Below are 22,845 nucleotides of genomic sequence, written 5' to 3' on the forward strand. Positions count from 1 at the left end.
AGATGTGTATAAGAGACAGCTCCCACATCAGATATGCTCTCGACCAAAACATATACATTAGTCACAGCATGACCCTATGTATCGCTATCGTCGTTAAGCTAGACTGGGTCCTACATTAATAATCGCCGTTTACAGATTACGAGGTTTGCCATGGCTGACTACAAAGCGCCCCTGCGCGATATGCGCTTCGTCCTCAATGAAGTCTTTGAGGTCGCCAAGCTCTGGGCGCAATTGCCTGCGTTGGCAGAGACCGTAGATGCTGAAACGGTTGAAGCCATTCTCGAAGAAGCGGGTAAGGTCACCGCGAAAAGCATCGCGCCGCTGAGCCGCAGTGGTGATGAGGAAGGCTGCCACTGGGACAATGGTGCAGTGACCACCCCGGCCGGTTTTGTCGATGCCTATCGCACCTACGCCGAAGGCGGTTGGGTGGGTGTGGGCGGCGACCCGCAGTTCGGCGGCATGGGCATGCCCAAGGCTGTGTCGGCCCAGGTCGAAGAGATGATCAACTCCTCCAGCCTGTCGTTCGGCCTGTACCCGATGTTGACCGCCGGCGCCTGTGTGTCGATCAACGCGCACGCCAGCGAAGCATTGAAAACGACCTATTTGCCGAATATGTACTCGGGTGTGTGGGCGGGTTCCATGTGTTTGACCGAGCCCCATGCGGGTACTGATCTGGGGATTATTCGGACAAAAGCCGAGCCTCAGGTGGATGGTTCCTACAAAGTCAGCGGCACCAAGATTTTCATCACCGGTGGTGAGCACGACCTGACCGAAAACATTATCCATCTGGTACTGGCCAAATTGCCGGACGCGCCTGCGGGGCCTAAAGGCATCTCGCTGTTTCTGGTGCCCAAGTTCATGGTCAATGCCGATGGCAGCCTGGGTGAGCGCAACCCGGTGACCTGCGGCTCTATCGAGCACAAGATGGGTATTCAGGCTTCGGCCACCTGTGTGATGAACTTCGATGAAGCTGTCGGCTACCTGGTGGGAGAGCCCAACCGTGGCTTGGCCGCCATGTTCACCATGATGAACTATGAGCGTCTGGGCGTTGGCATCCAGGGCCTGGCTTCGGGTGAGCGTTCGTATCAGAACGCCGTGGAATATGCCCGCGATCGCTTGCAGGGACGCGCTGCAACAGGCGCAGTGGCCAAGGATAAAGTGGCGGACCCGATCATCGTTCACGCCGACGTCCGACGCATGCTGCTGACCATGAAGGCCTCGAACGAAGGCGGTCGGGCCTTCTCTACTTATGTTGCCAACCAGCTGGATATCGCCAAGTTCAGTGAAGACCCGGCAGCGCGTGAGCGCGCCGATGGCCTGGTGGCTTTGCTGACCCCGGTGGCCAAGGCCTTCCTGACTGATCTGGGCCTGGAAACCACCGTGCATGGCCAACAGGTGTTCGGCGGCCACGGCTATATTCGCGAGTGGGGCCAGGAGCAGTTGGTGCGTGATGTGCGCATCACGCAAATCTACGAAGGCACCAACGGTATCCAGGCGCTGGATCTGGTGGGGCGCAAGATCGTTGGCAACCACGGGGCTTACTACCGCCAGTTTGCTGATGAAATCCGTCAGTTCATCGCCACCGCCAACAGCGACCTGAACGAGTTTACCCAGCCACTGGCGGCGGCTTTGGACATACTTGACCAGTTGACAGCCTGGGTACTGGACCGTTCGCAAAACAACCCGAACGAGATCGGCGCAGCCTCCGTTGAGTACCTGCAGGTTTTTGGTTACACAACGTATGCGTACATGTGGGCGTTGATGGCCAGGGCCGCGTTGGGTAAAGAGGCCGATGAAGCCTTCTATGCCAGCAAGCTGGGCACGGCACGCTTCTATTTCGCCCGTTTGCTGCCGCGTATCCACTCGCTGAGCGCGTCGGTCAAGGCGGGTAGCGAGTCGCTTTACCTGCTGGACGAAGCACACTTTTAACCTGTTTAGTGTTTTGTAAGCATTTGCTTACATTACATGCTGACAATCTCCCATATCGGCAGATTGGATCCAGGGGTAATCTACTTTCCATGGACGTAGAGCAGGAAGCTCAAAGCAACAACACGGACACGTAGGATTCTGCCAGGATGGCGGAGTGAAAAGGATGTCAGGGAAACAGTCTGCAAAACCCCGCCTCGGCGGGGTTTTCTTTTTTGTGCGTCAGAATTTTCTCGATTTCCCAGTTCCTGTGGGAGCGGGCTCGCTCGCGATCGCATCACCACGGTCTTCCTGGAGCACCGAGTCGCCTGAATCGCGAGCAAGCCCGCTCCCACAAGGTGGCCAGCTACAGCGCCCCTTCATCGCCCTGCATCACATCTTCAAGCAACGTGCGCAGCAGTCCCAAAGTGGCTTGCTGGCGTTGCACATCGCGACACACCAGCCCCACTTGCAGCGGTACCCGTGGCTCGCTCAGCGGCTTCCACAGCAGCGCCTTGTCGTCGTGTTGATGACGCGAGCGCCCTGGCAAGACAGTGGCCAGCTTGCTATGGGGCAGGCTGTCGAGGATCCCCGCCATGGTGTTGAGCTCGGCCTGCACCTGCGGGCGACGGCCCAGATTGGCAAGCTGGGCTTGCCAGATCTGGCGCACCTGAAACTCTTCCCCCAGCAGCAACATCGGCAGCTCTGCCGCCTGGCTCAAGGACACTTTCTTGAATTCGCGCAACGGATGATCCGCCGGGATCACCAGTTGCAGTTCGTCTTCGTAAAGCATCATGGCGTGCAGCCCAGGCTGGCGTGGCGGCAGGTAACTGATGCCAATGTCGAGTGAACCATTCAGCAGGCGCCGTTCGATCTCTATGCCCGTGAGCTCGTAGATCTGTACCACCAAATGGGGTTGGGCCTGACGTACACGCTCCAGCATCTGCGGCACCAGGCTGGTATGCACAGTTTGCAATACACCGATGGCAATGGTGCGCAGGGCCTGGCCCTGAAAGTTGTGCAGAGCCTCTTTGGCTCGCTGCAATCCGTCGAGCAAGGGCAGCGCGTGGTTGTACAGCGTGTGTGCTGCCAAAGTAGGCAGCAGGCGCTTGCTGCTGCGCTCGAACAGGCTCACATCAAGGTTGTGTTCGAGCTGACGGATCTGCTGGGAGAGGGCTGGCTGCGAGATGCAAAGCCGCTCGGCGGCACGGCCCACATGGCCTTCTTCATAGACCGCGACGAAATAACGCAGTTGCTTGAAATCCATAAGTAATACTTATCGAAAATGCTTAAAAAACGAAATGGCTCAACGGCCTGCCGGCGCCTAGTCTACGCCCATTCCACAAGGCTCATCGAGCCAGAGATGCTGATAGGCAACGGCGTTTTACATAGGCAGGACAATAAACCCGAGCAGAGGTTTACCTTTCCCATGAAGCGTCGGCGGTTGCAAATCGAATCTGTTTATGGTCACAAGGTCCGCGTGCATGAACCTGTTTAACCTGCGTCGCCATTCCCCCAGCCTCGAAGAAATGGCCGCCCACTCTGCGCCATCCAAAGCTGGCAACCACCCGTCCCGAGACTGCCTGATGCCCTGCGTTGAGCGTGAAGCCCAAGTGTTTGTGCGCGGCCAGGGCTCATGGATGTGGGACAGCGACAGCCGTGCATATCTGGATTTTACCCAGGGCAGTGCGGCCAACAGCCTGGGCCACAGCCCGGCGGTGCTGGTCAAGGCAATGACCGAGCAGGCGCAATCATTGCTAAACCCGGGTGCAGGTTTTTTAAACCGCGGGATGTTGAACCTGGCGCAGCGCTTGTGTGAAAGCACCGGTAGTGATCAGGTGCATTTGCTCAACACCGGCGCTGAGGCCAATGAAGGTGCGATCAAGCTGGCACGCAAATGGGGCCAGCTGCATCGCGGTGGCGCCCATCGGATCATCACGGCCAGCCGCAGCTGCCACGGTCGCAGCTTTGGCGCGATGTCGGCTTCGGGCGGCGCTTCTGTGGATAACCGCTTCGAGCCGCAGTTGCCGGGTTTTATCAATGTGCCGTTCAACGATTTGCCGGCGCTGCATGCGGCAGTCGATGCGCAGACCGTGGCCATCATGCTGGAGCCGGTACAAAGCGAAGCCGGGGTGATTCCTGCGACTGAGCACTACCTCAAGGGTGTTGAGCGCTTGTGTCGCGAGCTGGGCATTTTGCTGATCCTGGATGAAGTGCAGACCGGCGTGGGGCGTTGCGGCACCTTGCTGGCAGAACAGAATTACGCCATTCGCGCCGACATCATTACGTTAGGCAAGGGCCTGGGCGGCGGTGTACCAGTGGCCGCATTGCTGGCTCGGGGCAAGGCCTGTTGCCTGGAGCCCGGCGAGCTGGGCGGTACCCATCATGGCAATGCCTTGATGAGCGCAGCGGGGTTGGCGGTGCTGGATACCGTGCTGGACAAGGGCTTTCTGCAGCAGGTTCGCGACGCGGGGCAACACCTGCGCGAGGGTTTGGGCAGGTTGGCAAATAGTTATGCACAGGGCGAATTACGCGGCCAGGGTCTGCTTTGGGGTCTGACCTTGTCGGATAACTCGGCAGACGCTGTGGTCAAGGCGGCGTTGTATGAGGGCTTGCTGATCAGCGCCCCGCAGCCCGACTGCCTGCGTTTTACCCCGGCCCTGTGTGTGAGCAAGGGCAATATCGATGAAATGCTGCTGCGTCTGGCCCGGGCGTTTTCCCGGGTTCGAACGGCGCAATTGCAGTGCCGTCGCGGGGTTGCCGTCTGATTGCAGCCGTTACACAGAATTTAAAGAACCGTCTCGCGGTATAACGCATCGCCCCGTGCCTGATTTCTTCGGTACGGGGCGTTTTTTTTTGTCTGTGGATAAGTTCAGTCTGAACCTTTGGCTTGCGCCTGGAGTCGATTAGAAGCAGGGCCATTTCTGGCCCGCCACTATCAGGGAGCTGCGCATATGGATCTTATTAAAATCATCTTTGCCATTCTGCTTCCACCGCTGGGTGTGTTTATGCAGGTGGGTTTTGCCGGTGCGTTCTGGCTGAATATTCTGCTGACCCTGTGCGGCTATATCCCGGGCATCGTGCATGCGGTGTGGATTATCGCCAAGCGGTAAACAGGCAGCGACTACAGTTATGTATCGGCCTGCATCACCTGGCTATAAAACAACCATTCCTGTTCCAGTGCATGGGCCTGGTTACTGGCCTTGCGAAAGCCGTGGCGCTCGTCCGGGTAGTAATGGGCCTGGGCCGGGATGCCGTTGTATTGCAGGGCCTGGAGCATGTCGCGGGTTTGTTGCGGCACCACTACAGCGTCCAGCTCACCCTGGAAGAAAATAACCGGCACGCTGATCTGGTTGGCGTACAGCAACGGAGTGCGCGCTGCATAGCGTTCAGCGTCGCGCTCCGGATCGCCAATCAGCCAGTCCAGGTAGTCACCTTCAAACTTGTGGGTGGACCGCGTCAGCGCAATCGGGTCGCTGACCCCGTACAGGCTGGCACCCGCCCGGAACACTTTATGGAATGCCAGCGCGCACAAGGTGGTGTAACCCCCCGCGCTGCCGCCACGAATAAACGCACGGCGGGGAGCAATCAGATCTTGTTCGGTGAGATAACTGACCACCGCGCAGGCATCTTCGACATCCACCACGCCCCAATTCAAATGCAAGGCTTGACGATACTCACGGCCATAGCCGGTGCTGCCGCGATAGTTGAGGTCAGCCACGGCAAAGCCGCGCTGGGTCCAGTATTGAATGCGCGGGTCGAGCATCGGGTAACAGGCCGAAGTCGGACCGCCGTGGATAAATACCAGCAGGGGCGGTTTTTTTTCGCCGTTCATAGCCGGGTAGAAAAAACCGTGGGCATGGCCTGTTCCAGAGGGATAACGCAGAGTTCTCGGGCGGCTGATACGTTCGGGGGGCAGCGGTGCAATGCCACCTGCCAGTACCTCGACCTTATGCTCGGCACGGCAGATACGGATCACGGCTGAAGGGCGTATCGGCGATGCTGCGATGCAGTAGATAAATGCCTCATCCAATGCCAGGCTGCGAAAATGGCTGTAGTCACCGGTGAAGTCTTCGAGGTTGCCGTCAGCTGTGCGGATGCCCAGTCGCCCGAAGCCGTCCTCGGTCCAACTGGCCAGGTAGGCCTGCTCTCCCAGTGGCACAAAGGTGCTGGTGCCCAGTTGCCAAGGGGCCGGGGCGTGATCGGCGCGCGCGCTGGGCGCGGGTACCAGGCCTTCGCCAGACTCGGCCCAGGGCTGCCAGAAACCTGCGCGGTCGGTCAGGCAATGGAGCCGGTTATGTTCGTCGAAACGCGGCTGTTGCAGCGATTCCTCATCAAGATCACCGGCCAGGCACTGCGCGGTGTTCCAGCGCCCGGCGGTTTGGCCTTCGGCCAGCATCAGACGGGTAGAGGTCCACGGCTGGTGTGGACGGCTCCATTCAACCCAGGCCAGGCGCTGGCCGTCAGGGCTCAGCGCCGGTGCGCCGTAGAAGTCGGCACCTTCAGCCAGGATCTGACGTTCAAGGGTGCCCAGGTCGATGCTGACCAGTCGGTGTTGGTCGCCGGTTTCTTCGACTGCCAGCACCTGCCCGCCGGCAAACTGCACGCCGCCGTAGCGGCATTCACCCTGGGTCAGTGCCTGCGGGGCGCTACCTTCCAGAGGTTGCAGATACAGCTGCTGATCGGTTTCGTTGACGAAAACCACGGCGTTATCGCTCAGGCAAAACCCGCCACCGCCGTACTCATAGACCCGGCTGCGTGCGCTGAAACCAGCGGGCGTCAGGCAGTGGGCCTGGCCATCGCGCCAGTGCCAGATGCGCGAGGCCGCATCCTGTGGACGATATTCGTTCCAGAACAGGCCTTGCGGGCCGACTCGCAATTCTGCGAAATCAACCCCGGCGGCTACGGCGAGTGCGGCGCTGAAGGGCTCAGCTTTTGGCGATAAGACGTGAGTTTCGTTCATTTCGGAAGGCCAATTGTTCGATGGTCTGGGTGGCGTGCTCGGCTTCTTCGCGCGCCTTGAGAATCAGGTTGTGTTGGGGCGATTTGCTGCACACCGGGTCCGCATTGCTGGCGTCCCCGGTGAGCATAAAGGCCTGGCAACGGCAGCCGCCGAAGTCCTTTTCTTTCTCGTCGCACGAGCGGCAGGGCTCGGGCATCCAGTCATAACCGCGAAAACGGTTGAAGCCAAACGAGTCGTACCAGATGTGCTGCATGCTGTGGTCACGCACATTGGGGAACTCGACCGGCATTTGTCGGGCACCATGACACGGCAGGGCCGTGCCGTCAGGTGTAACGGTCAAAAAGATGCTGCCCCAGCCGTTCATGCAGGCTTTTGGGCGTTCTTCGTAATAGTCCGGCGTCACGAAGATCAGCTTGCAGGGGTGACCCTCTGCTTCCAGTTTGGCCCGGTATTCGTTGGTGATGCGCTCAGCCCGTACCAGTTGCTCCTTGGTCGGCAGCAGGCCGACACGGTTGAGCTGGGCCCAGCCGTAGAACTGACAGGTGGCCAGCTCAACAAAGTCGGCTTCAAGGGCGATGCACAGCTCGATGATGCGGTCGATTTTGTCGATGTTGTGCCGATGGGTGACGAAGTTCAGCACCATCGGATAGCCGTGGGCCTTGACTGCCCTGGCCATTTCGAGCTTTTGCGCGAAGGCCTTTTTCGAGCCGGCCAGCAGGTTGTTGACCTGCTCGTCGCTGGCCTGGAAGCTGATCTGGATATGGTCCAGCCCGGCTTTTTTGAAGTCGCTGATCTTTTGCTCGGTCAGGCCGATGCCCGAGGTGATCAAGTTGGTATAGAAACCCAGCTTGCGCGCTTCGCCAATCAACTCGGCCAGATCCTGGCGCACCAGTGGCTCGCCACCGGAGAACCCCAGTTGCGCTGCACCCATCTCCCGCGCCTCGCGAAACACCTTGATCCACTGTTCGGTGCTCAGTTCTTTGCCCTGCTGGGCGAAGTCCAGCGGGTTGGAGCAATACGGACATTGTAACGGGCAGCGGTAGGTCAATTCGGCCAGCAGCCACAGCGGCAGGCCGACTTCAGGCTTGGGCGGGATACGGCTGTCAGGCAAGTTCGATCCAGTGCTCTGCACGAGCGACCTCCATAAATTGCTCGATATCTGCGCCGAGCTCGGGTACGCCGGGGAACTGTTTGTCCAGTTCGCCAATAATGGCCGCGACGTCGCGCTGGCCGTCGATCAGGCCGCCGATCAGGGCCGCGCTGTCATTGAGCTTGATCATGCCTTCGGGGTACAGCAACACATGGCCTTTTTGCGCGGGCTCGTACTGGTAACGATAGCCGGTGCGCCAGGTCGGGATTTTGCTGCGATCGAAGCTCATAGGGTGATTCCTTTGTGCCAGACACGTTGGCTGGTCACGCTGTGATAGGGCGGGCGGTCCAGCTCGTAGGCCATGGTCATGGCATCGAGCATGCTCCACAGGATATCGAGTTTGAACTGCAGGATTTCCAGCATGCGCTGCTGGCCTTCATAAGTAGTGTAGTGCTGCAGGGTGATTGCCAGCCCGTGCTCCACGTCGCGTCGGGCCTGGCCCAACCGGGTGCGGAAGTATTCGTAGCCGGCGGGGTCGATCCACGGGTAATGCTGGGGCCAGCTGTCCAGGCGCGACTGATGGATTTGCGGCGCAAACATTTCGGTCAGCGAGCTGCTGGCGGCTTCTTCCCATGTAGCGCGGCGGGCGAAGTTGACGTAGGCATCCACGGCAAAACGAACGCCGGGCAGGACCAGCTCTTGAGAGCGCAGTTGATCCGGGTCCAGGCCAACCGCTTGACCGAGGCGCAGCCAGGCTTCGATGCCGCCGTCTTCACCGGGCGCGCCGTCGTGGTCGATCATGCGTTGAATCCACTCGCGGCGCACTTCACGGTCAGGGCAGTTGGCCAGGATCGCGGCATCCTTAAGCGGGATATTAACTTGGTAGTAGTAACGGTTGGCGACCCAGCCCTGGATCTGCTCGCGAGTCGCGCGGCCTTCGTACATTGCCACCTGATAGGGGTGGTAGATGTGGTAATACGCGCCTTTGGCCCGCAGGGCGGCCTCGAATTCGGCGGTAGAGAGTGGGGCTTGGGTCATCTGGTGCCTCCAAAAAAATGTGATGCCTTTGTAGCAGCTGCCGAAGGCTGCGTTCGGCAGCTGCTACAGATTCAGCTTTTACAATTCGATGCTCATGCCATCAAAGGCCACTTCAACCCCCCGGCGTACCAGTTCGGCACGCTCGGCGGAGTCTTCGTCGAGAATCGGGTTGGTGTTGTTGATGTGGATAAGCACTTTGCGCTGCTCGGGCAGTTGCTCAAGCACTTCGAGCATGCCACCGGGGCCGTTTTGCGCCAGATGGCCCATTTCCCGGCCGGTACGGGTGCCTACGCCGCGGCGCTGCATTTCGTCGTCGTCCCACATGGTGCCATCCACCAGCAGGCAGTCACTGCCCGCCATGATTTCCAGCAACGGCGCGTCAACCTTGCCCAGGCCTGGGGCATAGAACAATTTACCGCCCGTGCGCAGGTCTTCAACGATCAGGCCGATATTGTCGCCCGGGTGCGGGTCGAAGCGATGCGGCGAATACGGCGGCGCGGCACTGCGCAGGGGCAGCGGGCTGAAACGCAGGTTGGGGCAGGCCGGGATGGTGAACGAACCTTCCAGCTCGATGCGGTTCCAGTTCAGGCCACCATTCCAGTGCTTGAGCATGGTGAACAGCGGGAAACCGGTGCTCAGGTCTTCGTGGACCATGTCAGTGCACCAGACTTCGTGGGGGCAGCCTTCGCGCAGGCTCAGCAGGCCGGTGGTGTGGTCGATCTGGCTGTCCATCAGAATAATGGCGCTGATCCCGGTATCACGCAGGGCACGGCCCGGTTGCATCGGGGCGAAGTCCTGGAGTTGCGCGCGAATGTCGGGCGAGGTGTTGCACAGCACCCAGTTCACGCCGTCGTCGGAGATCGCAATCGACGATTGGGTACGTGCCTTGGCGTTTAACGAACCATCACGAAAACCCGCGCAGTTGACGCAGTTGCAGTTCCACTGCGGGAAACCACCGCCAGCGGCGGAACCTAGAATCTGGACAAACATGGCGTGTTCTCTTGCAAATCTGGAAATAAAAACGCCCCGGCGAACCGAGGCGTTGGGTTGCTCTGCTCAGTGAAGAAGCAGATCAACGGCTAGCGAAGTACATGGTGACTTCAAAGCCAATACGCAGGTCGGTGTAAGCAGGTTTAGTCCAAGCCATAACATGACTCCTTCAGCGGGTGGGTGAGTAGTGTCTCTTGATTAGTCCAGCTCCCGAAGGAGATGTTCAAAAGCTTAGGTGGCTATGTTACTAAATTTGACGCTTTTTGAACGCCCAATGTCGAAGAAAGCCCTTTGCAGGGTTGGTAATTATCAGCTTCTTCCGGGATAAAACGTTTCAGTTACAGGACCGGTAGCCACACATAACCAGCGGCTGTCAGGTTGTGTGGTTTGCTGTGCAGCCTTGAGTGTAGTGTCTTGATCCAGCGCCATAAGCGCAGTGTAGAGGGCTGTCAGGTAATCCGACGGGTGGCCTGCAAGCTTGCTTTGCCATAGCAATTCGCTGGCCTGGGACACGCCCAGGGCCTCGCTTGAGAATTGCTGTGCCAGGGCGGCGCGGGCCTGGGTGAAAGATGTTTCATCCAGTGCCGAGACCAGATTTGGCAAATCTACGAGGAAGTTACGGATGTGCTCAAAGATTTGTGCCGTGCTCGCGTGGGGCGATTGCACACCAAACAGCAGGCCGGTTTGGCCATTGATTTGGCGCAAGCCACTGAACACCGCGTATCCCAATTGCAGTTCAACCCGCAGGCGTTGATAGAAAGGGGTTTGCGCCACTTGGGCAAGCAGACGCCAGGCAGCTTCGCCCGCCACTGTGGCCTCGGCGGCCGGGCAAAACAGCAGCAGTGCGTGTTCGCTGGAATCACAGGGTACTGTGTGCCAATGGCGCTCGACAGGATGCCCGGACTGAAGCGTCAGTTGCGCATCCGGGGTACCAGGCACCTTGTTCAGCACGGGGCCAATCAAGGCCTGTGTGGCAGATGGCAGGCCGACTGTCAGCCCGTCCCAGCGTGTTTCTGACCAATTGTGGGCCCCGTCACTTTCGCCAGCGGGCGGGCACAGTTCGGGCAGGCGCTTGAGCAGTTGGCGAATGGGCATCAACGTCGCCTCAGGGGGCGTGCCGGCTGATTGCCCGGTGCACGGGCTGGCGAGCGTACGCAGGGCGCTTTCCAGAATGGCGGGCATCGGCTCGTGGTAACCGTACATCTTCAGCAGCCAGTCATTGCCCAAAGCGTTGAGCGAAAGTTCGACACCAGCGTCACGAGCATCCTGGATCAACGGGCGCAGGCTGTTCTGCAGCGCAGGCATCGGGTTGTCGGCAGGTGTAGCGGGCAAACGCCAGCGCAGGTAAATCGCTGCTTCGCCGCTGAGGTTGGGTATTGCCGTGCTGAAACTCATGGCAGACACGTCGCGGCGACTGCGCAAACGATCCTGGGCAAAGGTGCGCAAACCACGGTGAGCGCTGGTTTGCCCGCGAATCAGGCCGGCACTCACCGGCTCCTTCGCTGCTTGCAGAAATGGATTGGGCGCTGGCAGTTGCCAGGCATGGTGCGATAACTGCATTGCCCCTGGCTGCAGCTGCCCCAGCACGACCTTGAGGGTTGTTACGCCTTGATCCGATAAGCCGGGCACATGTTGCTTGCAGTCACTTCGAGCAAGCTCCAGTGCGCCACTGATGTCTTGCTGGCGTTGTTGCAGCAGACAGAACTCTTCACGTAACGCAGGCCAGTCCTGTTGTGCGCGGAAGAACCCCAGCCAGTCATGGAAGGTGTCGCTGATTAGCGTGGCATGTTGGGCAATGGCGTTGGTTGCAGTGAACTCAATCTGTAGCAGTGCCTGGTCTTTGAAGCAGTAGAGCGACGTGGCCTTAAGGGTGTCGATCAGTTGCTGCTGGCGTAACTGTGCGAACAGACCGCCGGCTTTGTCGGCATTGATCCAGTTGCACAGGAACTCCAGCGCCTTGTCAGACTCCGGCGGCAGCTGTTCCAGGGCAAACATCAGGCTCAGGCGCGAGCCGTCAATGTGTTGATAATGTCGCTGCTGACCGGTCATCAAGGCGGGTGCATCGGCCTGTTGCACGGCTTTGCCGGGGCGCAACACAGCGCTGCAGCGCTCGGCCAGGGTGCTCAGTTCACGGATTGCCGACGGGCCGCTCAGGCTCAAGGTCATTTGTCCGGCCTGATAAAAGGTCTGGTAGAAACCTTTCAGGGCTTGCTGAAAACCCGCGCGAGGTACTGGCAGGCTATAACGGTTACCGGCATGGAATGCGCGCAGTGGATGGGCCGGGTTCAATGGCTGGAACAGTTTGATCTCACGCTGTGCCGAAGGCTCACGGGCCCAGGCAATAAACTCGGCATGTAGCACTTCACGTTCGCGCAGTTGGTCAGGCAGAGTCATGCGCGGATGGGCGAGCATGTCGCACAAGCGTTCAAGACCCCCTTCGAAAGCACCCATGGGCAGTTCGAAAAAAAAGTCGGTATGTCGCTCGCAGGTTCTGGCATTGACCTGACCGCCGTGGCGCTGTACCCAGGCCATCAGGTTGTCTGCCGCCGGGAAGCGTGCGGTGCCCAGAAACAGCAAGTGTTCAAGGAAGTGCGCCAGGCCCGGCCAGGCCGCAGGCACATCATGGCTGCCTGCGGCGACCCTTAAAACGGCCGCGCAGCGCTTGAGGCGCGGCTCGTGGCGCAAGCAGAGGGTCAGGCCGTTTTCAAGGGTCAGACGTTGGGTGTGAGGGTGGTTCAGCGCAGGCATGGGCACTTCCGGAACAGAGAAGCGCTCATGCTAGCGGATTTAGCCCTTGCTCAGCTCGCCATATAGCTCGGGCCGACGGTCTGCGAGGTAAAAGTTGCCGGTTTTTGCATCAGTCAGCTGTTGGCGTTGCAACGTTGCCACCAGCAGGGTCTCATCCTGTTCGGCCAGGGCAATCTGCTTGCCGTTGGGTGCGGCGATGCTGCTTTGGCCGCAGTAATGGATCTCGCCTTCATGGCCACAGTAGTTGGCGTAGGCTACATAGCAGTGGTTTTCGAAAGCGCGGCAACGCACGGTGACATCGGCGATGAACTCGAAGGGCACCATATTCGCGGTGGGTACCACAATCACTTCAGCTCCGGCCAGGGCCAGCCTGCGGGTGTTTTCCGGAAACTCGAGGTCGTAGCAGATCAGCAGGCCGAGCTTCCAGCCGTTGAGTTCAATGACCGGGAATGAGTCGGGGCCCTGGCTGAACATCGAGTGATCGAGTTCGCCGAACAGGTGAGTCTTGCGGTAGTTGCACAGACTTTTGCCGTGTGCGTCGATCAACTGTGCACTGTTGTAGATATGTCCGTCTGCACCGCGCTCGGGGTAGCCGTACACAATGGCCATGCCCGTGGCTTTGGCCAGTTTGGCAATTTGCTGTGCGGCGTCGCCGTCGTGGGCTTGTGCGAGTTCGGCTACGGCTTGCGCGCCGATGTTGTAGCCGGTGAGGAACATTTCGGGCAACACCAGCAGGTCAATGTTATCGGCTTGCTGGGCTGTTTCACGCAAACGCTGCAGATTGCCCGCAACATCCAAGGGCAGAGGCGGGCATTGGTAAAGGGCAATGCGCATGGGGTTCTCCTGGTGTTGACTGTTGGTGTGGGAGCGGGCTTGCTCGCGATGGCATCCACCCGATATGCCTGATGCACCGCGTTGCCTGAATCGCGAGCAAGCCCGCTCCCACTGGAATCAATTCACCCTGCGGAGTCAATCCGGCAGCGCAATCGGGCCAATTTCGTGGAACACATCTCCCGGCCCCGGGTTGGCCGCATGGGTGCTGCCGCCAAAGTGATGCATGATGCCCCAGACCGCGTTCAATGAAGTCTGCACCGCACCCTCAACCCAGGCCGGGGTCCACGACACGTCATCGCCGGCAATAAAGATCCCGCGTTGTTCTGCGGGCATGTCCTTTTGCATGAAGTGCGCATACATCCGCTGGTTGTAGCGGTAATGCCCCGGCAGTGCACCCTTGAAGGCGCCCAGGAAATGCGGGTCTGCCTCCCATGAAATGGTGATCGGGTCGCCGATGATGCGGCTGGCGATATCCACCTTCGGATAAATCTTTTTCAGCGAGTCGAGGGCCAGCTTCACGCGCTTTTCCACTGGGTGCGGGAGCATTTTCAGCGCATCGCTCATCCACGAGTACGACAGGCATATCACCCCCGGCTTGTCGTCGCCGTTGTCGAACAGGTAGGTGCCACGGGTCAGGCGGTCGGTGAGGGTCATGCTCATCAGGTCGCGGCCGGTTTCCGGGTCTTTGTCCTTCCAGAACGGGCGGTCGACCATGACAAAGGTTTTCGATGATTGCATGTAGCGCGTACGGTCAAGGGCCATCCACAGCTTCTGTGAGAACAGCGACTCTTCGCATTCGATCTGGGTGGTCAGTAGCCAGCTTTGACATGTGACCAGCACGGCTTCGTAGGGGCGTGTGACTCCGAGAATGTCAGTGACGGAAAACATCCCATCTTGTGTGCGAGAGATCGCCTTGACCCCGGTGCGAGGTGCGCCGTTGTGCAGCGAACTCAGGCTGGTGCCTGTAGGCCAATGGGCACAGCATTCGGGGGCGTGGCGCCAGATTCCCAGTGGCACTTGTTCGACACCGCCAACGACCAGATGCTGATGGTCGTCGCAGTTGGTCATCACCACCCGGAAGATTTCCAGCATCGAGTTGGGGAAGTCCGAATCCCATCCGCCAGTACCGAAACCCACCTGGCCAAACACTTCGCGGTGCTGGAATGACAGTTTGGCAAAGGCCTTGGAGGTCGCGACGAAGTCGTAGAACGTGCGGTCGTCCCACAGAGGAACCAGCGTGTTCCACAGTTCTTTGAGGCGAGGGACGTCGCGGTCACGGATGGCTTGCTGAATATCGCCAAAGCGCGAACCTTCCTCCAGCGCATCGGCCCAGGCGTCGGCCACTTCCTGAAACAGGGCAGGCAGATCCGCCAGTTTTTGTGCGTAGAAGGTTTGCCCTTCGAGGTCGATAACCGTACTGCCGGAAGCTGGGGTCAGCGGGTTGGGGAAGGGTTTGGTCTCCAGCCCCAGCTTGTCGACATAGTGGTAAAACGCTGTTGACGACACTGGAAAGCGCATGCCGCCGAGCTCGGCAATCACCCCTTCACTGCCCTCAAAGGCTTGCGAGCGCAGGCGCCCACCCATTTTCGAGGCTTCATATACCACGGGTTTGAGGCCCAGCTTCATCAACTCGTAGGCCGCCACCATCCCGGCCATGCCAGCACCGACAATCGCTACCTCAGCGCCAAGTTTATGTGTGGGAATACTGCCCAGGCCAGCGGGGTGTTCGATCCAGTCATCGAAGGCAAACGGGAAGTCCGGGCCGAAGATGGTGACGGGTTTTTTACCGTCGACAGGGTGACGATTATTCTTGTTCATGGCTGACCTTGCTGGCGACCCAAGCTTTACCTTGAGTATAGAAAAAGACAGGCACCATGATAGGCAGCGCAGAACACGTAAATAAGACGCAAACTGTCGTCGTTATGACTTTTATTTGGTCAATATGACGAAGCGGCTAGTCGATGTGACTTATCCGCGATCAACTTTGCTGCTGAGGATGATTGAGGTGGTGGTTTTCTCGACGCCTTCGACACTGCCGATCTGATCGAGCAACTGGTCCAGCTGCTCGGGTGAATCGCTGCGCAGCCAAGCCACGTAATCGAATTCGCCACTGACTGCGCACAGTTGCTGCACCTGGACCATCGCACTCAAGCGTCGCACCACGTCCTTGCCGGAGCGTGGCTGCACGGTAATCCCGACATAGGCCTGCAGGCCGCCATCAATCAGGCGCTGGCCCAAGCGAACCCCGTAGCCGGTAATCACCCCGGTTTTCTCCAGCCGCGCCAGGCGTGATGTCACGGTGGTGCGGGCAATCCCCAATTGGCGTGCCAGCATTGCCACGCTTTCCCGGGCATTGAGCTGCAAGGCCGCGATCAATTGACGGTCGATTTCATCCAGTGCAGGGGGGCGGGTGTCAGGCAAGGGTGGCTCCAGGGGCTGCGTGATTGTTGGTCTTAGTCGAGTTTGCTACTCAGTGTCTGGTCACCTTGGAGGCTGACGCCGTACTGAATTTGGTAGCGTGTGCTGCGCCCACTGCCAGGCAGGCGAGTGATGCAGCCTTTCGCAAGCAGGTCACCCAGGTGGCGGGTCGCGGTAGCCTTGGAGACTTTGGTCACGGCTTGGTATTGAGCGGCGTTTATACCGTTCTCGAAGCCGCGTTCGCCACCGTCGAGCAGGTGGTTCAGCACCTTGAGCTGTTCGGCTAGCAGGGCCTGGTCGCGGTGTAGTTGCCAGAAACGGGCCTTGCTCAATACTCGTTCAATCCGGGCAAGGGCTTGCTCCAGGCTTTTAAGCAGCGTGGCTAGAAACCACTGCAACCAAGGAGTGATATCCAGTGTGCCTTTCTGGCTGGACTCCAGAATTCGGTAATAACCGGTGCGGTCATCAAGAATGCTGGCTGACATGGCATAGAAGCGGATGGATTGCTGCTCACTCTGGGCCAATGCCAAATCGGTGAGCGTGCGAGTGAGGCGGCCGTTGCCGTCATCGAACGGATGCAAGGTAACGAACCAAAAGTGGGCAATGCCAGCACGTAGTAAAGGATCAAGGCTGACATCGATTCTGCTGCTCTCGAACCAAGTGAGGAAGTCGCCCAGTTGCTCTTCCAGCCCGGCACGTGGTGGTGCTTCAAAATGCACGGTGGGGTGGTGGAGGGGCCCGGATACTACCTGCATGGGTTCTTCGCCGCGCAGCGTGCCAGTGTGCAGTGGGCGGGCCAACAGCTTGTCCTCGCCGGGGAACAGCCAGCAGTGCCACTTATAGAGGCGTTCAAGATCCAGCAAGCGTTGATACGCACTTGTGGCATCGAACAACAATTGTGCCAAGCCTTCGGAGCGTGCAGTTGTGCGACCTGTTCCGGTCAGCCCCATGCGGCGAGCCAGGGATGAACGTACAGAGCCTGCATTCAGCTGTTCGCCCTCAATGGCTGATGAGGTAACGATGTTTTGCAGCATGGTGTCCAGGCTGTTGAGCGCTTCATTATCACTTCCGACAGCGCCAATCATCCCCAGCAAACGGCCCTGAGCCTGGGTACAGGCACGCAATAGCGGGTTAAGCATCTCAGCTTGCCAGCTAAAGTTTGGCCAGCCGGGCTGTTGCCAGATCCAGGGGGAATCGTTCATGGGCTTTACTCGTCTATGAGCCGATAATGCCGGCTAATCGGCTCACTGTCTAACCTGGGATGCAGGGTAAGCCGACGAAAGGACTATAGAGCTGGCCTGTGGACGTTTTGTGGACGCAAACCGGTTTTCTGGGCGTTTTGAAAAGCAAAATCCCAAACCCCGGAAACACAAAAGCCGCGCAGTGCGCGGCTTTGAGTTTGGTGGGCCCAGTAGGACTCGAACCTACGACCAAGGGATTATGAGTCCCCTGCTCTAACCAACTGAGCTATAGGCCCTCAGTAGGTCGCGGATTATAACGATGGTTTCTAAGTAGTGCTATCCGAAAGATCTGAAATTGCCAGGTGAAGGAAAGTTGCTGCAAATTTTTCGGGAAGTAACGGCGGGCTGACGATCTCGCCCTGGATCAGTTCGCAACCTGCCTGCGCCAGGAAAATCTGTTGTTCCCGGTTTTGAACACCGTCGGCAATGATGGTGAAGTGCATGCTGTGCCCCAGCGCGATGATGGCATGCACGATGGCAGCATCATGGGGGTCGTCGGGCAAGCCATGTACAAATGACGGGTCGATTTTCAACGTGTCCAACGGCAAGCGCTTCAGGTAACTGAGGGACGAGTTGCCAGTACCAAAATTGTCGATGGACAGTTTTACTCCCAGTTGTTTGAGCCGATGCAGGGCATCAAATGCCGCTTCGGTCTGGCCGGTGAGAAAAGTTTCGGTGATTTTCAGTTTCAGGCTCTCGGGTTTGAGCTTGCAGGTTTCGAGCAGTTGCTGGATGTGCGCCATCAGCCCCGGCTGGTGTAATTGGGCGCTGGCAAGGTTGACCGAGATGGGTCCAAAGGGCTTGTACAGTTGATTCCATGAGCACAGTTGCTGGCACGCACGCTCGAGCATCCAGTCACCAATTTGAATGATCATGCCGTTTTCTTCTGCCAGATGAATCAAGCGCTCATGTGAGATTCCTCCGAGTAGAGGGTGGTTCCAATGCAACAGTGCTTCGGCTCCAGCCAGCGTATGGTCGCGCAGACGGACTTTGGGCTGATACAGCAGTGAGACCTGGCCTCGCTCCAGGGCGCGGCGCAGTTCCTGGCCCAGAAGGATGCGGGCGCTGGTCTGGGAGTTAAGGTCGTGGCTGTAACGTTCGACGCGATTGCGCCCTTTGAGTTTGGAGTGGTACATCGCGATATCGGCATTTTTGATCAGTGTGGCCACGTCGTCGCCATCATCCGGGTAGATGCTGATACCGACGCTGGCGCTGATAAACAGTTCGCTTTCGTCGGTCAGAAAGGGTTCGTTGAAGCTGTTCAGCAGCTTTTCGGCAATCTTCTGTGCATCTTCCGGGTGTTTGAGCCCAGGCAGCAGGACGATAAATTCATCGCCGCCAAGACGGGCAACCGTGTCGATGTCGCGCAATTGTTCGGTGAGGCGGGCTGCGATGCCCCTCAGCAACTGATCGCCCACAGGGTGCCCGAGGCTGTCATTGATGTTCTTGAAGCGATCAAGGTCCAGAAACAGCACCGCGCTATGTTGATCATTGCGCCGCTGATCGGAGAGTACCTGGCGCACCCGGCTTTCAAACAGCAAACGGTTGGGAAGGTTGGTCAGCGGGTCGTGGTGGGCCTGGTGATCAAGGCGTTCCTGGGCCAGTTTGAGGGTGGAAATATCAGAAAATACGGCGACGAAATGTGTCACCACATCATTGTTGTTGCGCACGGCGCTGATGGTCATCCAGCTGGGGTAGATTTCACCGTTTTTGCGTCTGTTGAAGATTTCGCCCTGCCAGTTGTCAGCGGTCGATAGCTGGTACCACATGGTTGCAAAGAACAGTTTGTCGTGTCGGCCAGACCCCAGCATGCGCGGCGTCTGGCCCAGGACTTCACTTTCGGAGTAACCGGTGATTTCGCCGAAGGCCCGGTTGACCGCGGTAATTTTTTGCTCGGGATCGGTAAAGATGATGCCTTCGGCCGTGCTCTCGAACACGGTGGCTGTTTGCAGAAGTTTTTCCTGCATCTGATGCCGTTCGGTAATGTCGTGGACGATGGTCAAAATGCAGTCGTCGGCGCCGATCAGCAACGGGTAGCTGGAGATTTCACAGAGGCGAACTTGCCCGTCCTTGTGTCGGATATGGCAGGTGAAGTCGCGCACAAAGCCGTTTTTTTCCAGGACCGCAAGCAATTCACGGCGCTCATGGGGGTCGACCCACAATTGCAGTTCCAGGGTTGAGTGGTACAAGGCACTGGCACTGTCATAGCCGATGACCCGGCTGAAACCTTCGTTTATCTCGAGTATCAGGCCATCGCTTTGACGGCTCAGCAAAAGGCCGTCCAGCGATGCATGAAAAGCTTTGGCAAACTTTTCTTCGGAAAGAAGCAAGGCTTCTTCAGTCTGCTTGGTTTCGCTGATATTGATCAGCAAGCCGCGAACCACGGCTTGCTGATTGTGGGTCGTGATACTGGCAATGTCCCGTAGCCAGAGGATGTTGCCCTCTGCGGTGATCACACGATAGTCCAAACTGTGATCGTGGCCTGCGCTGATCTCTTTTTTACGCCAGGCCTGGATTCTGGGCAGGTCATCGGGGTGAACGACCCGTTTCCAGAACCCCGGGCTTAGCCAGTCAGAGACTGGGTAGCCGAGCAAGGCTTCGGCCTGGGGGGAGACATAGGTATAGGTGTCGTTGTCCAGCTGTGCTTCCCAGGCAATAGCCGAAAGGCTTTCAATCAACCCCTTGTAGTGGTCCTCGCTGCTGCGCAGTTCCTGTTCGAGGGTTGTTCGCCGGGAAATCTCGGAGCTCAGGCGTCGGTTGATGCGGATGACTATGAACAAAATGATGATCAGCAGCAGTATGCCAGGCAGAACATAGAGCAGCAGGGTGCGCCACAGGGGTCGGTAATCGTTGATATCGCCTACCCAGTGTTGCTGAATGCGCTGGGTTTCACTCGGGCTTATATTGGCCAGCACCTTGTCCAGCAGTCCTAGCAGAACGGTCTGGTTTTTAGGAACGGCCATGGCCAGTTGAAAGCGATACGGGGTTTCCCCGCTGACGTACAGGCCATCGAGCTTGAGCTGGCGCAAGCTCCATACGCTGGAAGCCAGATCACCCACCATGGCATCTACCTGGTCCGTGGCCAGAGCCTGCAACGCCGAGCTGACGTTGGGCAGGGCGACGATGTTGAGATCAGGGTGTTGAGCGCGCAGCAATTCGTGGGGGGCGTAGTTTTCAATTACACCCACTCTGAGGCCGTAGAGTTCCTGGATATTTTTAGGCGCCGCGCCGCCCTTGTGGGCGAGGATGACAATGGGGAAGTCCAGATAGGGCCGGGTAAATGCCAGGCGTTTTTGGCGCTCGGGGGTCGACATGACGCCGGGTAACCAGTCGAGTTTGCCTTCCTTGGTTTGCTCCAGGACTTCGCTCCAGCTTGACGCAGCGACTTGCTTGACGCTTACGCCCAACTGGTTGGTGATCAGGTTTACATAGTCGGCAGCGAGGCCTGTATAGGTGCCCTGTGCGTTGAGGAACTCAAAAGGCGGCCATGTGGTATCGATGCCGAGGAGCAGTTCGGGGTGCTCCTTGAGCCATTGCTGTTCTTCATCGGTGAACGTCAGGGCTTGGGCGCCAGAGGTCCAAACGAGAAGTGACAGAAGCAGGGTAGCCAGCAAGCGTGACATACGCATCCCTTCAATACACCTGGATGCATCCAGTGTAGTCGGGCTGTGGCGGAGGGGAGGGAGCAGGAGGTTTTTAGCTGTAAAGCAAAACCCCCGGCAGGGCCGGGGGTTTTGTTGTCACTCGTCGAGGAAGGAGCGCAAATGCTCGCTTCTCGTCGGGTGGCGCAGCTTGCGCAGCGCCTTGGCTTCGATCTGACGAATCCGCTCACGGGTAACGTCGAACTGTTTACCAACCTCCTCAAGGGTGTGGTCGGTATTCATGTCGATACCGAAACGCATGCGCAGTACCTTGGCTTCACGGGCTGTGAGGCCGCCGAGTACGTCGCGTGTCGCTTCTTTAAGGCTCTCAACGGTAGCAACATCGATTGGCGACTGCATGGTCGAGTCTTCGATGAAGTCACCCAGATGGGAGTCTTCGTCATCACCGATCGGGGTTTCCATGGAGATCGGCTCTTTAGCGATCTTCAATACCTTGCGGATTTTATCCTCAGGCATTTCCATGCGTTCGCCCAGCTCTTCCGGGGTCGGTTCACGGCCCATTTCCTGCAACATCTGACGGGAAATACGGTTGAGCTTGTTGATCGTCTCGATCATGTGCACCGGAATACGGATGGTGCGGGCCTGGTCGGCGATCGAGCGAGTGATCGCCTGACGGATCCACCAGGTGGCATAAGTCGAGAATTTGTAGCCGCGGCGGTATTCAAACTTGTCTACCGCTTTCATCAAGCCGATGTTGCCTTCCTGGATCAGATCGAGGAACTGCAGGCCACGGTTGGTGTACTTCTTGGCGATGGAGATCACCAGACGCAAGTTGGCTTCAACCATTTCTTTCTTCGCGCGGCGGGCCTTGGCCTCGCCGATCGACATGCGACGGTTGATGTCCTTGATCTCGGCAATCTTCAAGCCGGTTTCTGCTTCCAGAGCAGAGAGCTTTTGCTGGCAACGGATGATGTCCGGTTGCAGGCGACCAATGGCTTCAGCATATTTGCTTTTGCCTTTGGCCAGCGCATCGCTCCAGCTTTCGTCGACTTCGTTGCCCGGGAACAGGCGCAGGAAATCGGTGCGCGGCATGCGAGCATCACGTACACACAGCTGCATGATTGCGCGCTCTTGTGCACGCAGACGCTCCAGGGCGCTGCGAACACGCTCAACCAGGCCTTCGAATTGCTTCGGAACCAGTTTGATCGGCATGAACAGCTCAGCCAGTGCAACCAGCTCGGCAATTGCCTGCTTGCTGCCGCGACCGTGCTTTTTCAGGGCCTTGCGAGCGATTTCCATCTGATCGGAAACAGCGCCAAAGCGCTGGGCCGCGATGATCGGATCAGGGCCGCTTTCGACCTCTTCCTCGTCTTCGCCGGAATCTTCCTTGTCGTCCTCTTCGTCATCACCTTCGGCTTTCACCTTGGTGTCGACAGGAGGAGGTACTTCGGCTGCGGGCGGCGCAATACCGTCGTCCGGGTCGATATAACCGCTCAGGACGTCGGACAGGCGGCCACCTTCGGTGGTGACGCGAGTGTACTCGGAGAGAATATGGTCAACCGTGCCAGGGAAGTGCGCGATTGCGCCCATCACTTCACGGATGCCTTCTTCGATACGCTTGGCGATTTCGATTTCGCCTTCACGTGTCAGCAGTTCTACCGTGCCCATTTCACGCATATACATGCGCACAGGGTCGGTAGTACGACCAATGTCGGTCTCTACTGCCGCCAACGCTGCAGCCGCTTCTTCAGCTGCTGCTTCGTCGGTGTCGGCATCGGCCAACATAAGGGCGTCCGCATCCGGAGCACTCTCGTGTACGGGGATCCCCATGTCATTAATCATGCGGATGATGTCTTCCACTTGCTCCGGATCTGAAATATCTTCGGGCAGGTGGTCGTTGACCTCTGCGTAAGTCAGATACTTCTGCTCACGGCCGAGGGTGATCAACTCTTTGATACGAGACTGCTGTTGCGCTTTTCCGGACATAACACCCTATCCACTGAAGGTCTTGGCGGG

17 protein-coding genes and 1 tRNA gene are annotated in these 22,845 nt (G+C 58.4%); 3 read left to right on the forward strand and 15 right to left on the reverse strand.

Going from position 1 to position 22,845, the window contains the following annotated elements:
* The first annotated feature begins 150 nt into the window (after positions 1–150).
* Positions 151–1,929, forward strand: coding sequence for an acyl-CoA dehydrogenase C-terminal domain-containing protein (locus QN377_RS11815; RefSeq protein WP_095019488.1), 1,779 nt, complete (start codon positions 151–153; stop codon positions 1,927–1,929).
* Positions 1,930–2,272: 343 nt separating this feature from the next.
* On the opposite strand, the gene QN377_RS11820 is transcribed toward QN377_RS11815, so the two are convergent.
* On the reverse strand, positions 2,273–3,172 hold the full coding sequence (locus tag QN377_RS11820) for a LysR family transcriptional regulator (RefSeq protein WP_094999915.1): 900 nt from the start codon (positions 3,170–3,172) through the stop codon (positions 2,273–2,275).
* 217 nt (positions 3,173–3,389) lie between these two features.
* On the opposite strand from QN377_RS11820, the gene QN377_RS11825 reads away from it, so the two are divergent.
* Together QN377_RS11825 and QN377_RS11830 are read left to right on the forward strand one after the other, a co-directional pair.
* Positions 3,390–4,673: an aspartate aminotransferase family protein gene (locus QN377_RS11825; RefSeq protein ID WP_095019489.1), complete on the forward strand. Its 1,284-nt coding sequence runs from the start codon at positions 3,390–3,392 to the stop codon at positions 4,671–4,673.
* Between the two features lie 186 nt (positions 4,674–4,859).
* Positions 4,860–5,018: a YqaE/Pmp3 family membrane protein gene (locus QN377_RS11830; RefSeq protein WP_004419451.1), complete on the forward strand. Its 159-nt coding sequence runs from the start codon at positions 4,860–4,862 to the stop codon at positions 5,016–5,018.
* Between the two features lie 17 nt (positions 5,019–5,035).
* Here the strand turns inward: QN377_RS11830 and QN377_RS11835 are convergent, their stop codons facing one another.
* The 14 genes from QN377_RS11835 to rpoD form a co-directional block, all read right to left on the reverse strand.
* Positions 5,036–6,868, reverse strand: a complete 1,833-nt coding sequence (locus tag QN377_RS11835; protein WP_323567630.1) for a S9 family peptidase — start codon at positions 6,866–6,868, stop codon at positions 5,036–5,038.
* Positions 6,834–7,979, reverse strand: coding sequence for a pyrroloquinoline quinone biosynthesis protein PqqE (gene pqqE / locus QN377_RS11840; RefSeq protein WP_153327691.1), 1,146 nt, complete (start codon positions 7,977–7,979; stop codon positions 6,834–6,836). Before pqqE ends, QN377_RS11835 begins: the two co-directional genes overlap by 35 nt.
* On the reverse strand, positions 7,972–8,247 hold the full coding sequence (gene pqqD / locus QN377_RS11845) for a pyrroloquinoline quinone biosynthesis peptide chaperone PqqD (RefSeq protein ID WP_094999919.1): 276 nt from the start codon (positions 8,245–8,247) through the stop codon (positions 7,972–7,974). Before pqqD ends, pqqE begins: the two co-directional genes overlap by 8 nt.
* Positions 8,244–8,996: a pyrroloquinoline-quinone synthase PqqC gene (gene pqqC / locus QN377_RS11850; RefSeq protein WP_016782463.1), complete on the reverse strand. Its 753-nt coding sequence runs from the start codon at positions 8,994–8,996 to the stop codon at positions 8,244–8,246. The genes pqqD and pqqC overlap by 4 nt, the downstream gene beginning before the upstream one ends.
* Before the next feature lie 78 nt (positions 8,997–9,074).
* The gene (gene pqqB / locus QN377_RS11855; protein WP_048361138.1) at positions 9,075–9,986 is read right to left on the reverse strand and encodes a pyrroloquinoline quinone biosynthesis protein PqqB; all 912 of its coding nucleotides are present in this window, start codon (positions 9,984–9,986) and stop codon (positions 9,075–9,077) included.
* Positions 9,987–10,068: 82 nt separating this feature from the next.
* A complete protein-coding gene (pqqA, locus tag QN377_RS11860) occupies positions 10,069–10,143 on the reverse strand; it encodes a pyrroloquinoline quinone precursor peptide PqqA (RefSeq protein WP_003444522.1) in 75 nt (24 codons plus the stop codon).
* A gap of 152 nt (positions 10,144–10,295) precedes the next feature.
* The gene (gene pqqF / locus QN377_RS11865; RefSeq protein ID WP_323567631.1) at positions 10,296–12,734 is read right to left on the reverse strand and encodes a pyrroloquinoline quinone biosynthesis protein PqqF; all 2,439 of its coding nucleotides are present in this window, start codon (positions 12,732–12,734) and stop codon (positions 10,296–10,298) included.
* Between the two features lie 39 nt (positions 12,735–12,773).
* Positions 12,774–13,568, reverse strand: a complete 795-nt coding sequence (locus QN377_RS11870) for a carbon-nitrogen hydrolase family protein (protein WP_095025312.1) — start codon at positions 13,566–13,568, stop codon at positions 12,774–12,776.
* A gap of 135 nt (positions 13,569–13,703) precedes the next feature.
* A complete protein-coding gene (locus QN377_RS11875; RefSeq protein ID WP_322213756.1) occupies positions 13,704–15,386 on the reverse strand; it encodes a flavin monoamine oxidase family protein in 1,683 nt (560 codons plus the stop codon).
* Between the two features lie 150 nt (positions 15,387–15,536).
* Positions 15,537–15,989, reverse strand: a complete 453-nt coding sequence (locus QN377_RS11880; protein ID WP_095031829.1) for an Lrp/AsnC family transcriptional regulator — start codon at positions 15,987–15,989, stop codon at positions 15,537–15,539.
* Positions 15,990–16,021: 32 nt separating this feature from the next.
* Complete coding sequence (locus QN377_RS11885) at positions 16,022–17,188, reverse strand: Fic family protein (RefSeq protein ID WP_322213754.1); 1,167 nt, start codon at positions 17,186–17,188, stop codon at positions 16,022–16,024.
* 198 nt (positions 17,189–17,386) lie between these two features.
* Positions 17,387–17,463: transfer RNA gene (locus QN377_RS11890), tRNA-Ile, on the reverse strand.
* Positions 17,464–17,493: 30 nt separating this feature from the next.
* The gene (locus QN377_RS11895; protein WP_095019495.1) at positions 17,494–20,850 is read right to left on the reverse strand and encodes a bifunctional diguanylate cyclase/phosphodiesterase; all 3,357 of its coding nucleotides are present in this window, start codon (positions 20,848–20,850) and stop codon (positions 17,494–17,496) included.
* A 117-nt stretch (positions 20,851–20,967) separates the two neighbouring features.
* The gene (gene rpoD, locus QN377_RS11900) at positions 20,968–22,815 is read right to left on the reverse strand and encodes an RNA polymerase sigma factor RpoD (protein WP_094999924.1); all 1,848 of its coding nucleotides are present in this window, start codon (positions 22,813–22,815) and stop codon (positions 20,968–20,970) included.
* Positions 22,816–22,845: the final 30 nt, after the last annotated feature.

Source organism: Pseudomonas sp. CCC4.1, assembly GCF_035019225.1.
Classification (GTDB): Bacteria; Pseudomonadota; Gammaproteobacteria; order Pseudomonadales; family Pseudomonadaceae; genus Aquipseudomonas; species Aquipseudomonas bubulae.

Coding starts and splice junctions, on each gene's coding strand:
- pqqB (WP_048361138.1), bottom strand. CDS start 9,986: ATGTTTGTCCAGATTCTAGGTTCCGCCGCTGGCGGTGGTTTCCCGCAG.
- QN377_RS11870 (WP_095025312.1), bottom strand. CDS start 13,568: ATGCGCATTGCCCTTTACCAATGCCCGCCTCTGCCCTTGGATGTTGCG.
- pqqD (WP_094999919.1), bottom strand. CDS start 8,247: ATGAGCTTCGATCGCAGCAAAATCCCGACCTGGCGCACCGGCTATCGT.
- QN377_RS11885 (WP_322213754.1), bottom strand. CDS start 17,188: ATGAACGATTCCCCCTGGATCTGGCAACAGCCCGGCTGGCCAAACTTT.
- QN377_RS11830 (WP_004419451.1), top strand. CDS start 4,860: ATGGATCTTATTAAAATCATCTTTGCCATTCTGCTTCCACCGCTGGGT.
- QN377_RS11820 (WP_094999915.1), bottom strand. CDS start 3,172: ATGGATTTCAAGCAACTGCGTTATTTCGTCGCGGTCTATGAAGAAGGC.
- rpoD (WP_094999924.1), bottom strand. CDS start 22,815: ATGTCCGGAAAAGCGCAACAGCAGTCTCGTATCAAAGAGTTGATCACC.
- QN377_RS11895 (WP_095019495.1), bottom strand. CDS start 20,850: ATGTCACGCTTGCTGGCTACCCTGCTTCTGTCACTTCTCGTTTGGACC.
- QN377_RS11825 (WP_095019489.1), top strand. CDS start 3,390: ATGAACCTGTTTAACCTGCGTCGCCATTCCCCCAGCCTCGAAGAAATG.
- QN377_RS11875 (WP_322213756.1), bottom strand. CDS start 15,386: ATGAACAAGAATAATCGTCACCCTGTCGACGGTAAAAAACCCGTCACC.
- pqqC (WP_016782463.1), bottom strand. CDS start 8,996: ATGACCCAAGCCCCACTCTCTACCGCCGAATTCGAGGCCGCCCTGCGG.
- QN377_RS11815 (WP_095019488.1), top strand. CDS start 151: ATGGCTGACTACAAAGCGCCCCTGCGCGATATGCGCTTCGTCCTCAAT.
- pqqF (WP_323567631.1), bottom strand. CDS start 12,734: ATGCCTGCGCTGAACCACCCTCACACCCAACGTCTGACCCTTGAAAAC.
- QN377_RS11835 (WP_323567630.1), bottom strand. CDS start 6,868: ATGAACGAAACTCACGTCTTATCGCCAAAAGCTGAGCCCTTCAGCGCC.